General features: G+C 62.0%; 15 protein-coding genes and 1 tRNA gene. 11 read left to right on the top strand and 5 right to left on the bottom strand.

Translation table 11 applies throughout. From position 1 onward, the window contains the following. Window positions 1-20 precede the first annotated feature (20 nt). The gene (dinB, locus tag BEN48_RS10530; RefSeq protein WP_070734653.1) at window positions 21-1,100 is read right to left on the bottom strand and encodes a DNA polymerase IV; all 1,080 of its coding nucleotides are present in this window, start codon (window positions 1,098-1,100) and stop codon (window positions 21-23) included. Window positions 1,101-1,415: 315 nt separating this feature from the next. Between dinB and BEN48_RS10525 the strand changes: the two genes are divergently transcribed. Next, window positions 1,416-2,852, top strand: coding sequence for a glycoside hydrolase family 30 protein (locus BEN48_RS10525; RefSeq protein ID WP_070734651.1), 1,437 nt, complete (start codon window positions 1,416-1,418; stop codon window positions 2,850-2,852). Window positions 2,853-2,952: 100 nt separating this feature from the next. Then, the gene (locus BEN48_RS10520) at window positions 2,953-4,416 is read left to right on the top strand and encodes a glycoside hydrolase family 30 protein (RefSeq protein ID WP_070734649.1); all 1,464 of its coding nucleotides are present in this window, start codon (window positions 2,953-2,955) and stop codon (window positions 4,414-4,416) included. 187 nt (window positions 4,417-4,603) lie between these two features. Here BEN48_RS10520 and BEN48_RS10515 read toward each other — a convergent pair whose 3' ends face one another. Further along, a complete protein-coding gene (locus BEN48_RS10515) occupies window positions 4,604-5,263 on the bottom strand; it encodes a sce7726 family protein (RefSeq protein WP_070734647.1) in 660 nt (219 codons plus the stop codon). Window positions 5,264-5,884: 621 nt separating this feature from the next. Between BEN48_RS10515 and BEN48_RS18470 the strand changes: the two genes are divergently transcribed. From BEN48_RS18470 to BEN48_RS10495, 4 genes are all read left to right on the top strand, one after another. After that, the gene (locus BEN48_RS18470; RefSeq protein WP_083320967.1) at window positions 5,885-7,336 is read left to right on the top strand and encodes an OmpA family protein; all 1,452 of its coding nucleotides are present in this window, start codon (window positions 5,885-5,887) and stop codon (window positions 7,334-7,336) included. A 189-nt stretch (window positions 7,337-7,525) separates the two neighbouring features. Beyond that, complete coding sequence (locus tag BEN48_RS10505; RefSeq protein ID WP_125932587.1) at window positions 7,526-7,837, top strand: hypothetical protein; 312 nt, start codon at window positions 7,526-7,528, stop codon at window positions 7,835-7,837. Between the two features lie 377 nt (window positions 7,838-8,214). Next, the gene (locus BEN48_RS10500; RefSeq protein ID WP_070734640.1) at window positions 8,215-8,865 is read left to right on the top strand and encodes a response regulator transcription factor; all 651 of its coding nucleotides are present in this window, start codon (window positions 8,215-8,217) and stop codon (window positions 8,863-8,865) included. A gap of 20 nt (window positions 8,866-8,885) precedes the next feature. Beyond that, on the top strand, window positions 8,886-11,099 hold the full coding sequence (locus BEN48_RS10495) for a PAS domain S-box protein (RefSeq protein ID WP_070734638.1): 2,214 nt from the start codon (window positions 8,886-8,888) through the stop codon (window positions 11,097-11,099). Between the two features lie 250 nt (window positions 11,100-11,349). Here BEN48_RS10495 and BEN48_RS10490 read toward each other — a convergent pair whose 3' ends face one another. Together BEN48_RS10490 and BEN48_RS10485 are read right to left on the bottom strand one after the other, a co-directional pair. Then, window positions 11,350-12,813 (bottom strand): T9SS type A sorting domain-containing protein, encoded by a 1,464-nt coding sequence (locus BEN48_RS10490; RefSeq protein WP_083320966.1) that lies wholly within the window; start codon window positions 12,811-12,813, stop codon window positions 11,350-11,352. Window positions 12,814-13,864: 1,051 nt separating this feature from the next. Further along, window positions 13,865-13,938, bottom strand: a tRNA-Ile gene (locus BEN48_RS10485). Window positions 13,939-14,037: 99 nt separating this feature from the next. Between BEN48_RS10485 and BEN48_RS10480 the strand changes: the two genes are divergently transcribed. The 4 genes from BEN48_RS10480 to BEN48_RS10465 all read left to right on the top strand — a co-directional run bounded on the left by BEN48_RS10480 (window position 14,038) and on the right by BEN48_RS10465 (window position 17,580). After that, window positions 14,038-14,691: an HAD family hydrolase gene (locus tag BEN48_RS10480; protein ID WP_070734634.1), complete on the top strand. Its 654-nt coding sequence runs from the start codon at window positions 14,038-14,040 to the stop codon at window positions 14,689-14,691. Beyond that, complete coding sequence (locus tag BEN48_RS10475) at window positions 14,660-15,937, top strand: site-2 protease family protein (protein ID WP_241502240.1); 1,278 nt, start codon at window positions 14,660-14,662, stop codon at window positions 15,935-15,937. Before BEN48_RS10480 ends, BEN48_RS10475 begins: the two co-directional genes overlap by 32 nt. 299 nt (window positions 15,938-16,236) lie before the next feature. Next, window positions 16,237-16,875 carry a hypothetical protein gene (locus BEN48_RS10470; RefSeq protein WP_070734632.1) on the top strand — a complete coding sequence of 213 codons (639 nt, stop codon included), beginning with the start codon at window positions 16,237-16,239 and terminating at the stop codon, window positions 16,873-16,875. Between the two features lie 354 nt (window positions 16,876-17,229). Further along, window positions 17,230-17,580 carry a hypothetical protein gene (locus BEN48_RS10465; protein WP_070734630.1) on the top strand — a complete coding sequence of 117 codons (351 nt, stop codon included), beginning with the start codon at window positions 17,230-17,232 and terminating at the stop codon, window positions 17,578-17,580. Between the two features lie 165 nt (window positions 17,581-17,745). Here the strand turns inward: BEN48_RS10465 and BEN48_RS10460 are convergent, their stop codons facing one another. After that, window positions 17,746-18,936, bottom strand: coding sequence for a phosphoglycerate kinase (locus tag BEN48_RS10460; RefSeq protein WP_070734628.1), 1,191 nt, complete (start codon window positions 18,934-18,936; stop codon window positions 17,746-17,748). A gap of 274 nt (window positions 18,937-19,210) precedes the next feature. On the opposite strand from BEN48_RS10460, the gene BEN48_RS10455 reads away from it, so the two are divergent. Continuing rightward, entirely contained in the window at window positions 19,211-21,958 is a 2,748-nt protein-coding gene (locus BEN48_RS10455) for a D-alanine--D-alanine ligase family protein (protein ID WP_070734626.1), read from the top strand. Window positions 21,959-22,055 lie beyond the last annotated feature (97 nt).

Here is a 22,055-nt window from a genome sequence, read left to right as displayed (position 1 = left end):
CATGACGTGCTGCTGCCTTGCTACAAGCCCAGCGGAAGCTGACGGCCGGCGGCGGCGGTTCCGTTGCTGAGGTTGGAGAGGGACACGCCCAGCAGCCGCACGCCTTTGGGCAGCGGAAACAGGGCTTCGACAATTTCCCGGCACAGGCGCTCCAGCACCGCCAGGCTGGCAATGCCGCCCACGGTGCTGCGGCTCCGGGTTATCTGCTGGAAGTCAGCATATTTCACCTTCACCGTAATGGTTCGGCCCAAAATACCGGTGCGCTGGCAGTACTCCCACACCTCCTCAATAGAAGGCCGCAGGCCCGCCAGTAAGTCCTGGAACCCGTGCAGGTCCTGGGCGAAGGTGGTTTCGGAGCCCACGGACTTGCGCAGGCGGTCGGCCACCACGGGGCGGTGGTCCTGGGCGCGGGCAATGGCGAAGTAGTAGCGGCCGGCTTTGCCAAACTGCTGCACCAAGAACTCCACGGGCTGCTCCCGCAAATCGGCCCCGGTGAAGATGCCCAGCTGGTTCATTTTGGCCGCCGTGACCGGTCCCACGCCGTGGAACTGCCCCACGGCCAGGGCCTCCACAAAAGCCAGGCCCTGCGCGGGCCGCACCACAAACTGGCCGTTGGGCTTGCGGTAGTCGGAAGCCAGCTTGGCCAGAAACTTATTGTAGGAAATGCCTGCCGAGGCCGTGAGGTGCGTTTCAGCCAGAATTTTGGCCCGGATGTCGCGCGCAATCTGGGTGGCCGAGGCTACATCCTTCAGGTTGTGCGTCACGTCGAGGTAGGCTTCGTCGAGCGACACGGGCTCGATGAGCGGCGTGTACTCGGCAAAAATGGCCCGAATCTGGCGCGATACTTCCTTGTACACCTCAAACCGGGGCGGCACGAACACCAGCTCCGGGCACTTGCGCAAAGCCGTGGACGAGGGCATGGCCGAGCGCACGCCGTACTGCCGGGCCTCGTAGCTGGCGGCGGCTACCACGCCGCGCTCGCGGGCACCGCCCACGGCCACGGGCCGGCCCCGCAGCTCCGGGTTGTCGCGCTGCTCTACAGAGGCATAAAACGCATCCATGTCCAGGTGGATGATTTTGCGCAGGGCCGGCTCGCTCACTTTTTCAGCTGTTTATTCAGTCAAAGATAAATGGGAGGGAACAAGTGCGTTCCGAGGGTCTGGAGCTCGTTCGGGAAGTTGAATTCACACATTCTGAAGCTGCATTTCTACAGCAACACACTCTGGGGCAGCGGAGCAGGCAGACGCGCCAGCGTATCTCGCCGTACCACCGGAGCGAGGTTCAAGTCCTCACTCTACAGCACAAGCCCCGGCTGCCTCAGCATCGGGGCTTTTTGCGTTTTTAGCGCGTCTGCCCGGGGCTTGGTACCTTGTGGCTGCCCGGAATTATCGGGGGCTTTTTTTGCGTCCAGCCTCATGTTTACGTTCTCTGCTCGCTGGCTGCTGCTGGCCCTGGGCCTGCTGCCACTGGCAGGCCCCGGGCCAGCAGCAGCCAGGCACCTGCCGCCGGCCAAAGCCGCCACTACCGGCACGGTCGCCCTGTGGCTCACCACGCCCGACCGAACCGCGCTGTTTCAGCGGCAGCCGGGCCGGCTGGTTTTTGGCGCGCCGGCCGCTGCCGGGCCCACCATTGAAATAAACGAGCAGCAGGCCTACCAAACCATGGATGGGTTTGGCTACTGCCTCACGGGCGGCAGCGCCCGGCTGCTGCACCAGATGCACGCCGCGGAGCGCGCCCGGCTGCTGCTCGAACTGTTTGACACGGCCGGTAGCGCCATTGGGGTGAGCTATCTGCGCCTGAGCATCGGCGCTTCCGACCTGGACGACCGGGTGTTCAGCTACGACGACCTGCCGGCCGGGCAAACCGACCCCACCCTGGCCAGGTTCAGCCTGGCGCCCGACCGCGAGCACCTGCTGCCCATGCTCAGGGAAATTCTGGCCATCAACCCCAGCCTCAGGCTGATGGGCTCGCCGTGGTCGCCGCCGGCGTGGATGAAGACCAACGAGAATTCCAAAGGCGGCAGCCTGAAACCGGAGTACTACGATGCCTACGCGCAGTATTTCGTGAAATACGTTGAGGGAATGCGGGCCGAAGGCGTGCGCATTGACGCCATTACCGTGCAAAACGAGCCGCTGCACCCCGGCAACAACCCCAGCCTGCTCATGCTGGCGGCGCAGCAGGCCGAGTTCATCAAGCGCAGCCTGGGGCCGGCGTTCCGCGCCGCGAAGCTGGACACCAAAATCATTGTTTACGACCACAACGCCGACCGGCCCGACTACCCCCTGGCTGTACTCAACGACCCCGAGGCCGCGCAGTACGTCGACGGCTCGGCGTTTCACCTCTACGCCGGCTCCATTGAGGCGCTGAGCCAGGTGCACGACGCCCACCCCGACAAGCACCTCTACTTCACCGAGCAGTGGATAGGCGCGCCCGGCAACTTTCCCGGCGACCTGGCCTGGCACATCCAGCACCTGATTATTGGAGCCACGCGCAACTGGGCCCGTACCGTGCTGGAGTGGAACCTGGCCGCCGACCCGCAGCAGAACCCGCACACGCCCGGCGGCTGCACCGAATGCCTGGGCGCCCTCACCCTGGCCGGCAACGCCGTGACGCGCAACCCGGCTTACTACATCATTGCCCACGCCAGCAAGTTTGCGCAGCCGGGCAGCGTGCGCGTGGCCTCCACGCTACCGGCCGGGCTGCCCAACGTGGCGTTCCGGGCCCCCGATGGCAGCCGGGTGCTTGTGGTGCTGAACCAGAGCCCGACCCCGCAGGCCTTCAACATCGGGCACCGGGGCAAGCGGCTGCGCACCGCGCTGCCCGCAGGGGCCGTGGGCACCTACGTGTGGTAGCCGGGAGCAGGCTGCTGCCACCGGTCCCACGTGCCGCTTAAGCCATTGGGGTGACGTGCTCTTTACCTTTATCAACGATACCTACGCTTCCTTTTCCGCAATGAATTCCAAGCTACTTCCCCTCTCCCTGCTGGCCGCGCTGTGCCTGGGCAGCGCCCACGCCCAGAAAACTACTTCGTCAGGCTCCACGTTTTCGGCAGCTGGCAAAAAAGCCAAGGTGTTTGCCACCGCCGCCAACACCGAGCTGCGGCTATCGGCGGGCGAAGACCTGGCGTTTCAGCCCACCGGGCAGCCCCTCGAAACGCAGGTGTGCGTCTTCGTCTATCCGAAGAATACCTTCCAGACCATGCTGGGCATTGGCGGGGCCCTCACCGATGCCTCGGCCGAAACCTTTGCCAAGCTGCCCAAGCCGCAGCAGCAGGAATTTTTGAAGGCCTATTACAGCCCCACGGCCGGCATTGGCTACACCCTGGCCCGCACCACCATCCACAGCAGCGACTTTTCGAGCGGCAGCTACACCTACGTGGCCGACAAGGACGCAGGCCTGAAAACGTTCAGCGTAAAGCACGACGAGCAGTTCCGCATTCCCTTCATCAAGCAGGCCATGGCGGCGGCGGGCGGCAAGCTCACGCTGTATGCCAGCCCCTGGAGCCCCCCGGCCTGGATGAAGGACAGCGGCACCATGCTGCGCGGCGGCAAGCTGCTGCCCCAGTACCGCCAGGCCTGGGCCGACTACTACGTGAAGTTCATCAAGGCCTACGAGCAGCTGGGCATTCCCATCTGGGGCCTCACGGTGCAAAACGAGCCCATGGCTACCCAGAAGTGGGAATCCTGCATTTTTACGGGCGAAGAAGAGCGGGATTTCATAAAGGGCTACCTGGGGCCCACGCTGCAGAAAGGCGGGCTGGGCAACAAAAAGCTCATTGCCTGGGACCACAACCGCGACCTGCTGGTGCAGCGGGCCAGCGCCGTACTCGACGACCCGCAGGCGGCGAAGTACGTGTGGGGCATCGGCTACCACTGGTACGAAACCTGGACCGGCAGCGCCATGCTCTTCGACAACGTGCGGCGCGTGCACGAAGCTTACCCCAACAAAAACCTGATTTTCACCGAAGGCTGCGTGGAGAACTTTAAGCTGGACCGCGTGAATGACTGGGCCCTGGGCGAGCGGTACGGCATGTCGATGATAGGCGACTTCAACGGCGGCACCGTGGGTTGGACCGACTGGAACGTGTTGCTGGACGAAACCGGCGGCCCCAACCACGTGGGCAACTTCTGCTTCGCCCCCATTATTGCCGACACCAAGGCCGGCAAGCTTATTTACACCAACGCCTACTACTACATCGGCCACTTCTCCAAGTTCATCCGGCCCGGCGCCCGGCGCATCAGCGCCTCTTCCAACCGCGACGTGCTGCAAACCACCGCTTTCCGCAACCCCGACGGCAGCCTGGCCGTGGTAGTGATGAACCAGACCGACAAGCCCCTGGATTTCCAACTCTGGATAGACGGCCAGGCCGCCAAAACCACGTCGGCCGCCCACTCCATTATGACGATGGTGCTGTAAGGCTGTTTGTAAAGCACTTACGCCTAAATCTTTCTGATTTTATTTCCCGCAGAGGTCGCGGAGGAAAAGAAGCAGAGGTTCGCAGTGGGCTTACGTCCTACTCTGCGAACCTCTGCGTTTTTTACCTCTGCGTCCTCTGCGGGAAATGCCCGGTTTGCTGCCAGCCGCGCGTACGGTGGCCCAAGTGCTACCCCAGTCGGGGTTTCGCAACGGCTTTTTTCGCGGCGGTTTTCTTGCGGGCAACTGGTATTTTGCGCTTGGCTTTTTTGCGGCGGGGCGGCAGCCGCTCGCGTTCGGCCTTGCGCTCGGCGCGCAGGAGCAGGCGCTCGGGCAGGCGGGCAATGAGGCGGTCGCGCACGAACTGGGCCAGGCAGGAAAGCGGCACCGTGGCGGTGGTACGCAGGAAATGCCCCACTTCCCGGCTGCGGAGCGTGCTCACGCCGGCCAGGCCCCGCGCCATGAGAAACTGCTTCACTTCCTCCAGCAGCAGCAGGTTGGCCAGGGGGGCGCGCTCCACGGTGGCGTTGTAGGCGGCGGCGCGGTGGGTGCGAAGGCCCTGGGGCGCGGCCACCAGCACCCCCACCCACTCGGGCAGCAAGGGCAGCAGCTTAGGCAGGTGCTTCTCGGTAACCACAAACGTCACAAAATCATAGACCTCGCCGTAGCAGCGCAGCTGGTTGGCTACGCGCTGCAGGGTGTCGCCGTCGCCCTTCACTTCGTAGCCGTGCATGAAAGCTGGCGTGATGTGCACTACATCGGCGCGGGTGGTGCCGGTGGGCAGCTCGTCGACATACACGCCGCCCGTGAGCAGCGGATAGAGCAGAGCGCGAATTTCCGGGTCGTTCATGGCAGCCCCAAAAGTAAGCCGGGCCGGCCTGCCAGTTGAATTAACCCCATAAAACAGCGCTTTTCAAATCAAGTATAGACAGACTTGTATTAGGCCAGCGACCAATGCTTCGCGCTATAGCACACGTTTATTACCAGCACAATATCAGATATTTCCGCAGCACAGCTTCATGTATAGATAAATAATCTTCTGCAAGGCAACAATACCCCTATTACTATCCTGACGTTTGTATTTTTTCGTCAAATAGATGGAAGACAGTTTTTTATCCATTACGTGGCCTCCCTTAATAAACACGTTGTCTCAAATTATATAAAGTCAATTCATTCTCAGTATAATATTTATAAAAAATTATATGTAAATTTCATTTCAAACAGAATGATTTGCACACAATAGATGCGAATAACCAACTTGTAGTTGAGAAGGGCTGCTACGTGGTTTGGATGGAGGCAGGGGCTAATTATATGAGGATGGCAGGGCAATAGGGAGCCCACGGAAGCATTGTCCCGACTACACGAATACAGAAAATCACAGCCTTAACATACTTTATACCAGTTGCATATCTTAACTTAACGTTGACCGGCCAGCTTGTAGTTTGTCAACTTTTTTTTTTACTTCAAGGTTATGATGAACGATATTCTTGAAACAGTAAAATCGTACTTTACCAGGGGGGTAGTCGCGGACCTGAGCGCGATGGTGGACGAAACCGAGCTCAGCGTGCGTCGAGCCCTCAACAAATCGGTGCCGCTCACCCTCAAGGGCCTGCTGAACCGCGTGGAAAGCAGGCTCTCCGCTGAGGAGTTGTTCAGCCTGGTGCATACCGCCGACGCGGCCGGGGTGCTGAAGCAGCTGGCCAACCCGTCGGCTTCGGGACTAAGTGCGCCGGGCACCACGCTGCTCCGCGACCTGCTGGGCAGTGGCTACCGCGTTACGGTGCAGGAAATTGCGGTGGAAGCAGGCATTCAGCCCACGGCCAGTGCCGCCCTGCTCGAAGTGGTGGCCACGGCCGTGCTTGGGGTGCTGGGCCGCGCCGCCGTGGAAAACGAATTCATCCCGGACGAATTCGCCAATTGGCTGCGGGCGCAGCGGGAAGCCATCGGGCCGGCCCTGCTCAAAGCCATCATGGAACCGGAGCTGTCGGCGCCAGTTGGGTTACCCCTCCGAACCGAAGCCGCCCGCGCCACCACGGCAGCGCCCGCCCTATACGCCGCCGCACCCTGGGCCAAACCGGCCATGGAGCAAGCCCTGGCAGCCACCGCTCCGGCGTGGCTGCGGTGGCAGTGGGGAGCCCTATTGCTACTGGCTGTGAGCCTGGGATTCTTTTTTGGGCGCGGCCACTTTGCCGGGCCCGAAGGCAGCAGCGCCTCCATCGGCCCCGACGGGTCCCTGAGCGCGCTGCCCGTGACTGGCCCCGTCATTGAGGCCTCCGTACTTCCGGATGGACTCTCCGCCGAAAAGCCCAGCGGAGCAACCACGGTGCCCCTGAGGCTGTCGGTTCCTGAGATACTGGCCGAGCGCCGCCGCGCCGACACGCCGCCCACCCCCACCCCCAACGCCGCCTACCCGGGTTACTACGACGCGGCCAAGGACCATTACATCTACGACACCGGCCCCAAGCTCCAGCTGACCCTGGCCGATGGCAGCAGCCAGCGCGTGGGCACCAACTCCACCGAGCGGCGCCTGTATTCCTTCCTTACTCTGGCGGAAGCCGTGGACTCCGTGAACCGCACCAAGGGGTGGATAAACCTCGACCGCGTCAACTTCAGCCTCAACAGGTCCACCCTTACCCCGGAATCGATGGAGCAGCTGGGCAACCTGGCCAGCATCCTCAACGCCTACCCGCGCTCGGTGGTGAAAATAGGGGGCTACACCGACAGCACCGGCGATGCCGAGCTGAACTACCACCTGAGCGAAGCGCGCGCCCGCACCACCATGCTGGCCCTGGCCCGCCTCGGCGTGAGCCCGAGCCGCCTGCAGTCCAGGGGCTATGGACCGCGCTACTTCGTGCTGCCCAACAAAACCGCTTTGGGCCGGGCCGTAAACCGGCGCGTGAGCATTCGGGTGGTGGACAAGTAAGTGGGGCGAGGCTCCCACAGGCCAAGTTGGCGGGGCGCGATTTATTCGCCGTGCTTATCAGTACATATTGCCCGCCAAAACCCGTATTTGGTGGTATAAACCGCCCGAAATTATAACCGAACTTTGTATTGTCCTTCTATTGGAGAGTGGCTGGGAAACCAGTGGCCGCGTTAACATTACTTGTCTGCTATGACTTCAACTGCACATTATGCTGTGCCCCACGGGGCCCTGGGCGACATCGCCTTCACCACTTACCTCTATTACCGCGAAGCACGCCACGTAGACGCCACATCAGCAGACTTTGCGGCCTGGCTGGCGGCGCTGCCGGCCGCTTGCCGCGCCCACGCCGAGGCCCGGGGCCTGGCCTCGTCTCGCTCGATTACGGATTTCAAGCGTTTTTTGCTCGAAAAACGGGGCCACTCGCTTACTGAATTTCTGGCGGCGCGCCTCGCGCCCGACGTCCTCGCTTTCTGGCAGGGCCTGCCCGACGAGAACGAATAGCGCCGCGATGCCCGTTTTCCCCAGCCAGCCCTGGCAACCCCGCACCAGTGCTGCGGGGTTGCCAGGGCTGTTTTTGTGGCGAACGAACCACCGCTGATGGCTGTAGGCTACAAAAAGCATTGCGTTGGGGTGGAACAGGAAGTTCAGTGGCAAGAATCAGAATGACAGGAAGTGACAGGGCGTAACGGGCGCGCCTGAACTGGCACTTCAAAAAGGTGGCTGCGACAAATACGTATAGTATATAACAAATAATTAATTATAAATTTTTTAACTACGTATATTGCCATCCGGCCCAAGTGCTGGCAGGCACGGGGCGGCGGAAGCTGGGGCAGAAGGTGGCCCGGCTTGAACATTTTCTCCCATTTAATCCCTGCGCCATGATTCGTGTATTCCTGGTTGATGACCACCCGGTTGTGCGCGACGGCATTCGTTCGCTGCTGGAGCACCAAACGGGCATTGAGGTGGTGGGCACGGCGGGCAACGGGCAGGAGCTGCTCGACCAGCTGCCAGCTGTGCCCACCGACCTGGTGCTGGTTGACATAAACATGCCCGTGATGGACGGGTACACCACCACGCAGCACCTGCGCGAGGAATACCCCGACATTAAGGTACTCGCGCTGTCTATGCTGATGGAGGAGCTCTACATTGGGCGCATGCTGGAAGCCGGTGCCAGCGGCTACCTGCTCAAGAGCACCGGCAAGGAGGAAATCCTGCACGCCATTCACGCTGTGATGGAAGGCAAGCCGTTTTTGTGTTCCGAAATCGGGCTGGCCATGCTGCACAAGGTGCTGAACCTAGACACCCACGGAGCTGCCGCCCCGGCCCAGAAAAACCAGCTGCTTTCCAAGCGCGAGATGGAGGTGCTGCAGCTCATTGCCGAAGGCCTGACCAACGCCGAAATAGCCGACCAGCTCTTTACCAGCAAGCGCACGGTGGAAACCCACCGCCAGAACATTCTGGAAAAAACCCAGGCCAAAAACACGGCGGCCCTGGTGAAAATTGCGCTGTCGGATGGCCTTATTAAGTAGCCTCAGCCTCTACCTGCGCCATGCCCAAGCCCGCCGACGCATTGCCGTATACCCCGAACTGCCAGCTCCGGCAGCAGCTGCAGGAGGCCCGGGCCGCGGCCGAAGCGGCGCAGGCCCGCTACGCCGAGCTCTATGATTTTGCCCCGGTGGCCCTGTTCACGCTGGATGCTGGCGGCGCCATTGCGCAGCTCAACAAGCGCGCCGGCTGCCTGCTGGGGGCCCCTACCGAACAGCTGATGGGCCGCCGCTTCCAACTGTATGTGCGGCCCGACAGCCGCCCCGCGTTTCGCCAGTTTCTGGCGCTGGTGCAGGGCAGCCGCGAGCGCCACACCGCCCAGCTGGACCTGCAGACGGGAGCGGGCATGCGGTTTGCGGCGCAGTTGGAAGGACAGCCGGGCCCCGCCGGCCCCGCGCCCACCCTGCAACTGGCCGTGCTGGACGTGTCGCCGCTTAGCCACGAAACGGAGCGGCGGCGGCGCAGCGAGGAACGCCTCACGCTGGCCCTGGCGGCCTCGGGCACCGGCGTGTGGGTGTGGACGTTCGCGACCAACGCGCTGGAGTGGGACGCACAGTCGCAGGCCTGTTTTGGGCGGCCCCACCACTCCGGGCCCACTACATTTGCCGTGTTGCAGGCCGCCGTGCACCCCCACGATACTTTGCTCTTGCAACGGGCACTGCAGGCCACCATCCGGCACGGCCACCCGCTCGACCTGATGCTGCGCGCGCAGTGGCCCAACGGTTCGGTGCACTACCTCACGGCCAATGGCAAGGTGCAGTACAACGCCCAGGGCCGGCCCGACTGCCTCATTGGCCTGGTGCGTGACGTGACAGCCCGCCACGAGGCCGAAGCCGCCCTGGAGTACCGCAACCGCCAGCTGCAGCAGCTGCTCGACAACCTGCCGGTGATGGTGGCGCGCTTCGCGCCCAGCGGGGAGCTGCTGGAGGTGGCCGGGGCGGGCCTGCGCCGCCTGGGCATGCCCGGCAACGCGCTGGTGGGCACCTCGTTGTTCGACACGTTTCCGTCGCTCACCCAGCCGGTGCGGCGCCTGCTGGCCGGCGAGCCGGGCAGCTTTCTGGGCATTGCCGACACGGCCAACCAGCGGGTTTACTACCAGAACTACGGTTTTTTTGACGAGCAGAGCCAGCAGGGCGTTTTGCTGGCCTTCGACGTGACTGAATCGGAACAGATTAAAAAGCAATTATTTGAGGAGCAGAGATTCACCAAAAGCCTGCTCGACCACTACGTGGACGGCGTGGCGGCCTTCGACCAGTACGGCCGCCTCACGGCCTGGAACCGGGTGATGGCGGCCCTCACGGGCTGGGCCGAGGCGGAAGCCCTGGGCCAGGACGTATTTGCCTGCCTGCCGTTTGGGCCCGCGTCGGCGCCGGGCCTCATTGTGGCGCACTTGCTGCGCGGGGCCCGGCGGCCCCGGTTCTACCAGCCGTTCAGCCTGCTGGCCCCCGACCGCGATTTTGAGCTCACGGCCATCCCGCTGGAACCAGCCCATGGCGCCAGCAGCTGCGGCGGGCTGCTCCTGCTACGCAACGTGACGGAGCGCAACCGCCTACACGCCAGCACGGCCCGCTTCAAGGCCCGGCAGCAGCGCGATACGTTCCGCATGGTGCTGGTGGCCCAGGAGGTAGAACGCAAGCGCATTGCCGAAGCCCTGCACAACGGCGTGGGCCAGCTCCTCTACGCCACCAGGTTGCACCTGGAGGAAGGCGCCAAAGCCCTGGGCACCTCCAACAAGGCCATGGCCCTGCTGGAAGAGGCCATCAAGGCCCTGCGCAGCGTGTCGTTTGAGCTCACGCCGAGCGTGCTGGAAGACTTTGGGCTGGCCGTAGCCCTGCAGAAGCTGGCCGGCAGCATTCCGCCAGCCAAGCTGCGCCTGCACCTCTACCTCGCCCACCTCGACCACCCCCTGCCCCAGCTGCTGAACGTGGCCATTTACCGCATGGCGCAGGAGCTGCTCAACAACGTGGTGAAGCACGCCCACGCCACTGAAGCCACCCTGCACGTGGCCTACGAAGAAGGCCACGTACACATCAGCATGGAGGACGACGGCGGCGGCTTCGACGTGCCCAGCACCGTGGAATCGGCCCAGGGCATTGGCTTGGCGGGCCTCTACAACCGCGCCGCGCTGCTGGGCGGCCGCTTCGAACTGGTGTCGCACCCCGGCCGTGGCACCATTGCCACCGTCCTGCTGCCCGTGATTGAGGAACAGGAAACGTAGGGGCGGGAAAGTTTGGGGTAAGGCGCGCCGCGAATGGCGCGAGGCGTGCGCCTCATCCCCTAGCCCCTTTTCCAAAAAAGAGAAGGGGGACTGGCTTCTGCTGCTAAAAAGAGCTGGAAATCTGGACTAAAATCTAGGTGGGTAGAAGCTGAGAATGCCTGCGCGGGGTGATAGCACTAAAATAGCAAGATTCCCGTGCCCTTGATTGAAGAACGCTAGAATCTTTGGCTGAGCGCGGCGGTCGCGGCCCCTAATTAACCTCAAGGAACTTGATAACGGCAACCGAACCGGCCTGCATGCGCAGCACGTATGCCCCGGCCGCCAGACCAGCCGTAGAAAGTACGCCCCCGGCCCGCCCGTCATAAACCGGCAGCCAAGCCTTACGCATTTCCTGGCCTAACATGTTGAACACCGTTACCGAAGCCGCCGCGCCCCCAGAAACAGGGAATTCCACGCGCACCGCCGCCGCCGCGCACGTCGGGTTAGGATAAAGCACCACCTGGGTGGGCAAGAGCCTTCCGGCTAAAGCCAGCACAGTCTTTTGGTTGAGTCGCACACTCACCGTGTTCGTAAAACTTGCCGCAATCACATCCAAGTCGCCGTCCCCGTCCACGTCGCCCAGCACTACGCTGATAGGACTTTTGTCCACGGCCACGTCCGAGCCGCCAGCGAAAGTGCCACTGCCGTTGTTGAGGCGCACACTCACCGTGTTGCTGCCGGAATTGGCCGTGAGCAGGTCCAAGTCGCCGTCCCCGTCCACATCGCCCAGCACTACGCTGCCGGGGCCGTTGCCCAGGGCCACGTCCGAGTCGCCGGCGAAAGTGCCGCTGCCGTTGTTGAGGCGTACACTCACCGTGTTGCTGTAGTAGTTGGCCGTAAGCAGGTCCAAGTCGCCGTCCCCGTCCACGTCGCCCAGCACTACGCTGTAAGGGCCGTTGCCTACGGCCACGTCCGAGCCGCCAGCGAAAGTACCACTGCCGTTGTTGAGGCGCACACTCACCGTGTTGTCGACATCGTTGGCCGTGAGCAGGTCCAAGTCGCCGTCCCCGTCCACGTCGCCCAGCACTACGCTGCCGGGGCTGTTGCCCACGGCCACGTCCGAGGCGCCGGCGAAAGTGCCGCTGCCGTTGTTGAGGCGCACACCCACCGTTCTCGTGCCTGGGCCAAATGGATAGTGGGCCGTGAGCAGGTCCAAGTCGCCGTCCCCGTCCACGTCGCCTACTGCCACGCTGATAGGACTATCGGCCACGGCCACGTCCGAGCCGCCGGCGAAGGTGCCGCTGCCATTCGTAGCAGCGGCAGTAAACTGGAAAACGCGCGGGGTGGCCAATCTGCCGCCCGCGGCCGTAGCCGCTGTAGTCAGCGTAGCTTGCACCGTCTCGCCGGGCCGGAAGGCATAGGCGGGCGCGAAGCTCACCGTACTGCCGCTGGACGTGGTAGTGCCGCTATGGCCTGTGCGCAGCCCCCCGCGCTGAGCACTGAATATTTTAAGGGCAGTTGTGCTGCCCGCCGCAACGGGCTGATTAAAGCTCACGGCTACTGGGCCCATCGCGGAGGCTGCTCGGGCATTGGCTACCGGGCTGGTGCCAGTGATGGTCAGGACTTGGGCCTGAGCCAGGGGCGCAGACCAGAGCAGACCTGACAGCAGTAAGCAGTGCAGCCAAGTGGTACTCCTGCCCGCAACAGGCCAGCAGATTAATGAGTTGGTGTACATATTAATCGAGTTGAGGAGCGAAAAAAGAAGGATACAACGAAAACGCAACGAAGGCTGCACGTGGTTGAACCGACCAGTCGGGGGACCAACATGATGAATATAATAACAATATATATAATCTACAATATTTAACAGCCTATTTTAATAAGCAATTATTCGTTAATCTTAGGAAGATGCTTGCTGGCGCGGCTTTACGGGCCAGTCTATACTCATGACGCAGACCTTAATTATCCAGAGGCTTTTTATTGAAGCATAACATGGCATAGGATGCTTTACATGCATTCTGCAAGAGGGTGCTTTTTGCTAAAACGCCGCTATTTTATCTTATTTTCCTAACGATTCCGATTGCCTTAGCGAGTCCTGTGGAACATGCCCAGAATACCCGATTTTCCTGCCGCGGCCGATGAATGCAACAGCATCTCGATAGCCTTTTTGCGCGAGTCAGGACTGATGGGTACGGCTTACACGTCACTACCCTACGGTTCAGCTGCAACGGCCACCCCACTCGTAGCGTTGGGCTAAGGGTGAACCTAGTAGCCGATACGACGCCCCACGTGCGCCTGCATTGCACCCTCGACAAACCACCAGCTACGGATTACCGGATTCCGCTGGAGGCGCTGGCCAGCCACCTACCCGGCCACCGCACTGGTCCGTGTCGGGCCGGGGGGCTGCCGTGCTGTATCTGCGCACGGGCACCGGCTATTTTACCCACCGCGAAGCCTATGGCACTTACCGGCTTTATTATAATTCGCAACTAACGCCCACCAGTATCCGGACTTGGTGGGCCCACCTTATTAGGCCTCAAACTAGAGAAAACCTATATGGCCCGTTTCGGGAAAGGCCGCGAAAACCACTACTGGGGCCAGCCCACCCGCTGGCATGCCCATCCACTGAAACCAGAGGCCAAAACCGACCAGGCCTCGCAAGTCGGGTCCGCCCACCTTCAGAACGTTTTTTTAGGCATTGCGAGGGCAAATGAGAAGTTTTGTCCCGCAAACAAGCAATAAAGCCTGTAAACAGCTAAATTATAGCTGTTTACAGGCTTTTTCCGTGGGCCCACTCGGAATCGAACCGAGGACCTACTGATTATGAGTCAGTTGCTCTAACCGATTGAGCTATGGGCCCGTTGCCGGAGGCAGTCATCTTTCACCTCAACCTTCGCCGTTGCCAGCCCTCCAACAGCACAAAAGTACGACCTTCGCCCACGGAAAAACAAGCCAACCCATGCTACCCCATCTGTTATTTGATTTCGGCGGCGTCATCATCGATATTGACTACGACGCCACCCCCGCTGCCATGCGCCGCCTGAGCCGTGCCGGCAGCACCATTGCCTTTTCGCAGGCCAGCCAGTCGGCGCTGTTCGACCAGTTTGAAACCGGCCACCTCTCCCCCGCCGCGTTCCGCACCGGCCTGCGCGCCGTCTACGACCTCGACGCCACCGACGCGCAGCTGGACGCCGCCTGGCACGCCATGCTCCTGGGCGTGCCCGCCGAGCGCCTCGCCCTCATTGGCGAGTTGCGGGCGCAGGGCCACCAAACCGCCCTGCTCAGCAACACCAATGCCCTGCACATTGCCGAAATTAACCAGCGCCTGGCCACCCAATACGGCTTCCGGCACGGCATTGCCGACGTGCTCGACCGGGTTTTTTATTCCCAGGAAGTGGGGCTGCGCAAGCCGGGCGAGGAAATATTCCGCCACGCCCTGCGCGAAATGAACTGGCAGCCCGAAGACGTGTTGTTTATTGAAGACAGCCCGCAGCACATTGCCACGGCCCGGCGGCTGGGGCTGCAGGTGCTGCACCTGGCCCCGCCCCTCACCCTCACCTCCGCCCTGCCCAAAGCCCTCCGTGCCTTTCCCCGAGAATACGCCCCCGCCTAGTCCTGACCCCAATTTCTGGCCGGCCGCGCCGCCGGTGCCACCGGCCCTGGCGGATGCGCCCGGCCCGCTCGCGGAGCGGTTGCGGGCGCGGCGGCTGTTCCGGCGCTTCGAGCGGCCGGAGCCCTCGCCCACGCGCCAAGCGGTGGTGCACATCGGGCTGTTTCTGGTCACGCTGGTTACCACCACGCTGGCGGGCGTGCAGCTCACGCAGGCCCGCGAAGACCCCATTAATTGGCTGCCTTTCGATATTTTTCAGTTGAGCGGCCCGGCCCTGTGGGAAGAGCTGCAGCGCGGGCTGTGGTTTTCGCTGCCGTTTCTGGCGGTGCTCACGGTGCACGAGTTTGGGCATTACTTCACGGCGCGCTACAACCGGGTGCGCTCGACGCTGCCTTATTTCATTCCTTTCCCGCTGGGATTGGGCACTTTTGGGGCCATTATCCGCATCAAGCAGCGGATTTTCTCGCGGCGCGAGTTTTTCGACATTGGTTTGGCTGGGCCGCTGGCGGGCTTTGTGGTGGCGGTGGGCGTGCTGGCTTACGGCTTCACGCACCTGCCGCCGCTGGAGTACCTCTTTGCCCTGCACCCCGAGTATGCGCAGTACGGCGCCAACTACGCCCAGCACGTGTACCCGCCGGGTGCGGCCGGCTACACCCTGGCCAAGCCCCTGCTCTACCAGTTCCTGGAAGCTACCCTGGCCGACCCAGCCCGTCTGCCCCACACCAACGAGCTGCTGCACTACCCGGTGCTGCTGGCCGGTGCGCTCAGCCTGTTTTTCACGGCTCTCAACCTGCTGCCCATGGGCCAGCTCGACGGCGGCCACATTCTCTACGGCCTGATGGGCCGGCGGCGCTTCAACAAAACGGTGCTGTTCATTTTTCTGGGCTTTGTGTTTTACGCCGGGCTGGGCATGTTTTCGCTGCGCAGCAGCTGGGAAGTGTGGCTATACGGCGGCACTGCCTACGCCCTGTACCTGGGGCTGATATTCTGGCGCGTAATGCCCACGCCCCGCCAGAGCCTGCTGCTGGCGGCCAGCGTGTGGGCGGCGCAGCTGGCGTTCACAGTGGCCTTCCCCAACGCGTTTGGCAACCCCGGCTGGCTGATTTTCGGGCTGCTGCTGGGCCGCTTCACTGGCATCTACCACCCGCCCGCTCCCGACGAGCGGCCCCTCAGCGCCGGCCGCAAGGTACTGGGCTGGGTGATGGTTGCTATTTTTGTGGTCTGCTTCACGTCGAGCCCCTTTAAGTAGCCACGCAACATTAACCATAACAAAAAAGGCGGTCATGCTGAGCCTGTCGAAGCATCTCTACCGCAATAGTTAATTTGTTTACACCCGCTCCGCGGTAGTGATGCTTCGGCTGTGCTCAGCATGACGTTGTAGATGCAGTACGCTTGCTTCTGCACGACTACTTACTAACCGTTTGTCATCCTGAGCGCAGCGAAGGACTTCTCACGTTGCGCCGCGTTTGTTCTGCGGTGAGAAGGTCTTCGCTGCGCTCAGGATGACATTTTGTAATTCCGACAAACCCTTAGCCGTTATTTCCACGAATGATTTTTACCCAAAAGCAGCTTTTCATTGGCACCACGCACATTGCGTTGCGGGCCGAAAGCCTGTATGTCTGCAAGCGCAACCCCCAGGGGGTAGCCACGCTCGAAACCGAAGTACCTTACGAAGAAGTGCTGCCCGTGAAGTCGGGCGAGCACCGGCACATTCCCACCACGCAGCTCGTGCTTACGGGGCTGCTGCTGCTTTTTGTGGGCTACGGCCCCTGGCGCGACTGGCTGGCTACGGGCGAAGCAGGATTTCCCCTGTATTCGTGGTGGGTGATTCTTGGGGTGAATGCCCTGGCCATCTGGCTGCGCTTTGAGCAGCAGTGGTGCACCTTCCGGCTGCAAACCGCCCACCTGGCCGTGACCCTGGCCGGCCGGCCCTGGCAGCGCGACGCGTTCCGCGCGCTGGTAACCGAGCTGGAGCGTCGCACCAAAACCTACTTGCGCGACGAGTACGGCCAGGTCAATCCGCTGGGCTTCATAGAGCCGCAGCTGCGCCGCGTGGCCTGGCTGCGGGAGCTCGACGTGCTCAGCGCCCGCGAAGCCCAGGCCCTGAGCACGCGCCTCACCGGCCGCCGCACCACCGACACGCTTAAAAGCATGGGCCAGGAGCTGGAATCCCCGTACCTGAACTAAGGCGCCATCAGGCAAATACCGGGGTGAATTTTACGGGGGGGGGGTAGGCGCAGGCAGTGCCCGCGCCAAAGCAGGTGGCTGCATGGGCGTGCTAAATGACCGCAACGGTATGTTTTCCGTGAACCACCTCCAAGCCAATCAGCGGGGAAAGCTTCGATTCGCGGCGTTAGCGGCCTGCTGCTAGAGGCCTGACGTGGGCTCCTTGAGTACGGGGTACACTGTTATCAAACCACTTCCGGGCTCAACCATCACCCCAAGATAGTACGTGCTCTGCGGCAAACCTGAGCCCTGGGAACTTGCCATGATGGCCCGCGTATGGATAAGAGTTCAGTCACCCTATGCTCTCCCTACGCCATGGCTATTTCCCTCAATCCCCAGGCCGTTACCTACGCCAAGCGCCTCATTCGGGACGGCAACACCAAGGGCCACAAAAGCCCCTGGGCCGCGCACGTCCCCTGCACCGCCGATGAAGACATTTTTCTGGAAAGCCACGAGATTGAGGAGTACGGCAACTGGTACCTGGGCCTTGACATGAGCAAGCGCGAAAACTCCCCGGAGCGCTACCATTTCCCGTATGGCGACTTCCGTGCCGTGCACCACAACGGCCTGCTGGCCGCCCGGGAAAGCGCCGCCCAGCAAGGCTACTCCGACATTGAAAATGCCGCAATCAAACTGCTCAAGTTTATGACGGAGCGCGCCTGCTAGCGCTCCATTCAAAAGTGAGTGGTGCTAAGTGTTGTAGAAAAAAAAAGGCCGTCATGCCGAGCGCAGCCGAGGCATCTGGCTCGCTTCGTTGAACGGTGCGAGCGAGATGCCTCGGCTCGCTCGGCATGACGGCCTTTTAGCTGCGTTTGCTGCTGCCAGGCGGTGCTAGCCCAGCGCCGCCACGCCGGGCAGCTCCTTGCCTTCCATGTACTCCAGCAGCGCGCCGCCGCCGGTGCTGATGTAGCTCACCTGCTCGCCGAAGCCCAGCTGCTGCACAGCCGCGGCCGAGTCGCCGCCGCCGATGAGCGAATAAGCGCCTTTGGCGGTGGCATCGGCAATGGCGTGGGCCACCTGCTCGGTGCCTTTGGCGAAGCTGGGCATCTCAAACACGCCCATGGGACCGTTCCAGAGGATGGTTTTGCTGTCGCGGATGATGGCCGTGAAGGCCTCGCGGCTTTCGGGGCCCAGGTCGAGGCCCATCCAGCCCTCCGGGATTTCGGTGTTGGGCGCCTCTTTCACGTTGGCGTCGTTGGCGAATTTGTCAGCAATGAGCGAGTCGGTGGGCAGCACCAGGTTCACGCCCTTGTCCTTGGCTTTTTGGATGAGCTCGCGGGCCAGGTCCACCTTGTCGGCTTCGAGCAGCGAGCTGCCCACTTTGCCGCCCTGCGCCACCGCAAACGTGTAGGCCATGCCCCCGCCAATGAGCAGGTTGTCGACCTTGTCAAGCAGTTTTTCGATGATGAGAATCTTGTCGGAAATTTTGGCCCCGCCCATGATGGCGGTGAAGGGCCGCTCGGCTTCTTCCAGCACTTTCTTGGCGTTGTCGAGCTCCGACTGCAGCAGGTAGCCACCCACCCGGTCCGCGGGCGCAAAGGAATGGGCCATTACGGCCGTGGAGGCGTGGGCGCGGTGCGCGGTGCCAAAGGCATCGTTCACGTACACGGTGCCCAGCTTGGCCAGTTTGGCGGCAAAGTCTTTATCTCCGGCTTCTTCTTCTTTGTAGAAGCGCACGTTGTCTAGCAGTAGCACCTGGCCGGGCTGCAGGGCTGCAGCTTTTTGCGCGGCCTCCTCGCCCAGCACATCGCCCCCAAACTGCACTTCGCGGCCATACTCCTCGGTGAGGCGCGCCACCAGGCTTTCCAGCGAAAACTTCTTCTCGTACCCGCCCTTGGGCCGGCCCAGGTGCGAGAGCAGCACCACGGAGCCGCCGTCGTTGAGGATTTTCATCACCGAGCGCGTGGCCATGCGGATGCGCGTGTCGTCGGTGATGCGCAGGTCTTTGTCGAGCGGCACGTTAAAATCGACGCGCATCACGGCGCGCTTGCCAGCGAAATTGTAGGTATCGAGGGTGTTCATCGAATGAGAAGGCGTTGGTTTGAGGCTGCAAAGTAAAGCCAGCGAGAACGACAACTCCCCTCCTTCTTTAAGGAGGGGATGTTCGAGGCAAGGGCTCGGACGGGGGTGGTTGAGTCGTTGCACGATGGCCGAACGATTTCGCCGCTGGTCGTGCCCACATCGTTCAACGACTTCACCACCCCAGCTCACGCTTTGCGTAAGCGTCCCCTCCTTAAACAAGGAGGGGAGTTGTCGTTCTTCTGGCCCCGTTCCCCTCCTTACCTTTGCTTCACTTATGAGAATCGGCATTTTTTTCGGAGGCACTTCGCGCGAGCGGGAAATTTCTTTCGCCGGCGGCCGCACCGTCTTTGATAATTTGGATAAGGCCCTGTTTCAACCGGTGCCCATCTTCGTGGATAGCTTGGGGCAGTTCATTCTGCTCGACTGGCAGTTTATTTACAAGGGCACCATTCGGGACTTCTACCCGCCGGTGTCGTCGCAACCGCCTTCGCTGCACCATTTGCAGGTGTACATCGAAAGCCTGGGCGAGCTCAGCCACGAGGAGAAATTCCAGGCCATTGCCAAGGTGGGCCGCCAGGTGCAGATAGAGGAATTGCCCCTGCTCATGGACTTCGCGTTTCTGGCCCTGCACGGGCCGGGCGGCGAAGACGGCGCCATTCAGGGCATGTTGGAGTGGCTGGGCATCCCGTACTCGGGTTCCGGCATTCTGCCCTCGGCCTTCGGCATCGATAAGATTGCGCAGAAGAACCTGCTGCACGCCCTGGGCCGGCCCACGCCCGCTTTCCGCGTCATAAAGGCCGAGGAATGGGACAGCACCAACCACGCCGCCACACTGAGCTACCTGGTGCGCGAGCTGGGCCTGCCGCTGGTGCTAAAGGCCCCGCGCCAGGGCTCCAGCATCGGCGTGAGCATTCTGAAAACCGACGATTTAACCAAGTTTGAGGACGCTGTGGAGCGCAGCCTGTTCCGCAAAAACCTCACGAAAGAGGAATGGCTGCGGCTGGGCGAACAGGACAAGCTGGCCTGGGTGCAGCACCTCACCGACATCCGCGAAGGCATTGGCCTGCCGGTTCTAGTTGACAGTTTTCCGTTGTCAGTTGTCAGTGATAATGCAGGCCTGACAACTGACAACAACCAACCAACAACTATCTACCACCCCGAAACCCTGCTCTTTGCCCTCAACGAGCGGTTTGAAACGGCCGACAGCGTGCGCCTGACCAACGTGGACGGCGAAACGCAGGTGCTGATTGAAAGCTTTGTGGCCGGCCGCGAGTTCAGCTGCATTGTGGTGGAAGACGCCAGCGGCCTGCCCCTGGCCCTGCCGCCCACCGAGATTGTAAAGGGCGACGAGCTGTTTGACTACCGCTCGAAGTACCTGCCCGGGCTGGCGCGCAAAGTCACGCCCATTGATTTGCCCGAAGAGAAAATTCAGGAAATCCGCGAGGCCTGCGAGGAGATGTTCCGCACGTTTGGATTCCAGGTGTATGCGCGCCTCGACGGCTTTGTGGGGCACGACGGCCAGCTGTTTCTCAACGACCCGAACACGACTTCGGGCATGCTGCCGGCGTCGTTCTTCTTCCACCAGGCGGCCGAAATCGGTCTCAATCCGTCCCAGTTTCTCACGTTTCTGATTCGCACGTCGCTGGCGGCGCGGCGCCGGGCCGGACTGCGGCCCGTGAAGCTGGCGCAGCTGCTGGCCCGGCTGGACGACGCCGTGGCCGGCCGCCAGCACGAAACCACCGAGCGCATCCGCGTGGCCGTGATTATGGGCGGCTACTCTTCAGAGCGGCACATTTCGGTGGAGAGCGGCCGCAACATCTACGAGAAGCTTAGCTCCTCGGCCAAGTACGCGCCGGTGCCGGTGTTCCTCACCGGCTCGGCCGATGAGCACCGCCTCTACGTGCTGCCCGTGAACGTGATGCTGAAGGACAACGCCGACGACATCCGCGAGAAGATTGAGCACGCCGAGGCCGGCGAGGCCCCGCACCCCATTCTGGAGCGCATCCGCCGCGAAGCCAGCACCATCACCAGCACCTACGCCGGCCAAGGGCTGGCGCTGCCGCGCCGCATTACCTTCGAAGACCTGGCCCAGCTGGCTGATGAGGTGTTTATTGCCCTGCACGGCCGGCCCGGCGAAGACGGCGCGCTGCAGCAGCAACTGGAAAAATTCGGGCTTCCCTACAACGGCTCGGGCGTGGCCAGCAGCAGCGTCACCATCAACAAGTTTGAAACCAACAAGCGCCTGCGCACCGCCGGCCTGCTGGTGGCCGAGCACCGTATGGCCACCAAGCTGGAGTGGTGGGCCGATGCCGAAGGCTTTTACCGCACGCTCGAAACGCAGTTTCCTTACCCCTTCATTGCCAAGCCCGCCGACGACGGCTGCTCTTCGGCGGTGAAGAAAATCAAGACCCGCGCGGAGCTGGAAGCCTTCAGCAAGCTCATTTTCCGGACCGAGGAAGACTTGCTGACTGGCCCCGCCGGGGTGCTGCAGCTGGGCTTCAAGGAAGAGTTTCCGCGCAAGGATGCCTTCCTGGTCGAAACGCTCATCAGCCGCGACGGGGCGGCTCACTTCCTGGAAGTGACGGGCGGCCTGCTCACGGCTTACGACAAAGAAGGGCAGCTCAGCATTGAGGTTTTTGAAGCCAGCGAGGCCCTGGCCACCGGCGAGGTGCTAAGCTTGGAAGAGAAATTCCTGGCCGGCGAAGGCCAAAACATCACCCCCGCCCGCTACGCCACCGACCCCGCCGAGCGCCAGCGCATCTCCAACGAGGTGAAAGCCGTGCTGCGCCGCGTGGCCGAAGTGCTCGACATTCAGGGTTACGCCCGCATCGACGCGTTTGTGCGCGTGCGCACCGAGGGCGAAGTCGAGGTGTTGATTATCGAAGTAAACTCCCTGCCCGGCATGACGCCCGCCACGTGCATTTTCCACCAAACGGCGCTGGCCGGCTACACGCCGTATCAGTTCATCGACCGGATTCTGGAGTTTGGCAAGGTGCGGGTGGCCTTAAGCACAACCAAATAGCACGTCATGCTGAGCGCAGTCGAAGCATCTCTACCGCAGTAGTAAATCCAATTAATTGGTTTGGTTAAGCAGTAGAGATGCTTCGACTCCGCTCAGC

The organism is Hymenobacter glacialis (assembly GCF_001816165.1).
Lineage (GTDB): Bacteria > Bacteroidota > Bacteroidia > Cytophagales > Hymenobacteraceae > Hymenobacter > Hymenobacter glacialis.
Note: the sequence above shows the minus strand (reverse complement) of the source record. Positions and strands in the feature narration are given on the sequence as shown.

Excerpts from the sequence above, each read along its gene's own strand:
- BEN48_RS10525 (WP_070734651.1), top strand. The coding sequence starts at position 1,416 with ATGTTTACGTTCTCTGCTCGCTGGCTGCTGCTGGCCCTGGGCCTGCTG.
- BEN48_RS10520 (WP_070734649.1), top strand. The coding sequence starts at position 2,953 with ATGAATTCCAAGCTACTTCCCCTCTCCCTGCTGGCCGCGCTGTGCCTG.
- BEN48_RS10515 (WP_070734647.1), bottom strand. The coding sequence starts at position 5,263 with ATGAACGACCCGGAAATTCGCGCTCTGCTCTATCCGCTGCTCACGGGC.
- BEN48_RS18470 (WP_083320967.1), top strand. The coding sequence starts at position 5,885 with ATGATGAACGATATTCTTGAAACAGTAAAATCGTACTTTACCAGGGGG.
- BEN48_RS10505 (WP_125932587.1), top strand. The coding sequence starts at position 7,526 with ATGACTTCAACTGCACATTATGCTGTGCCCCACGGGGCCCTGGGCGAC.
- BEN48_RS10500 (WP_070734640.1), top strand. The coding sequence starts at position 8,215 with ATGATTCGTGTATTCCTGGTTGATGACCACCCGGTTGTGCGCGACGGC.
- BEN48_RS10495 (WP_070734638.1), top strand. The coding sequence starts at position 8,886 with ATGCCCAAGCCCGCCGACGCATTGCCGTATACCCCGAACTGCCAGCTC.
- BEN48_RS10490 (WP_083320966.1), bottom strand. The coding sequence starts at position 12,813 with ATGTACACCAACTCATTAATCTGCTGGCCTGTTGCGGGCAGGAGTACC.
- BEN48_RS10480 (WP_070734634.1), top strand. The coding sequence starts at position 14,038 with ATGCTACCCCATCTGTTATTTGATTTCGGCGGCGTCATCATCGATATT.
- BEN48_RS10470 (WP_070734632.1), top strand. The coding sequence starts at position 16,237 with ATGATTTTTACCCAAAAGCAGCTTTTCATTGGCACCACGCACATTGCG.
- BEN48_RS10465 (WP_070734630.1), top strand. The coding sequence starts at position 17,230 with ATGGCTATTTCCCTCAATCCCCAGGCCGTTACCTACGCCAAGCGCCTC.
- BEN48_RS10460 (WP_070734628.1), bottom strand. The coding sequence starts at position 18,936 with ATGAACACCCTCGATACCTACAATTTCGCTGGCAAGCGCGCCGTGATG.
- BEN48_RS10455 (WP_070734626.1), top strand. The coding sequence starts at position 19,211 with ATGAGAATCGGCATTTTTTTCGGAGGCACTTCGCGCGAGCGGGAAATT.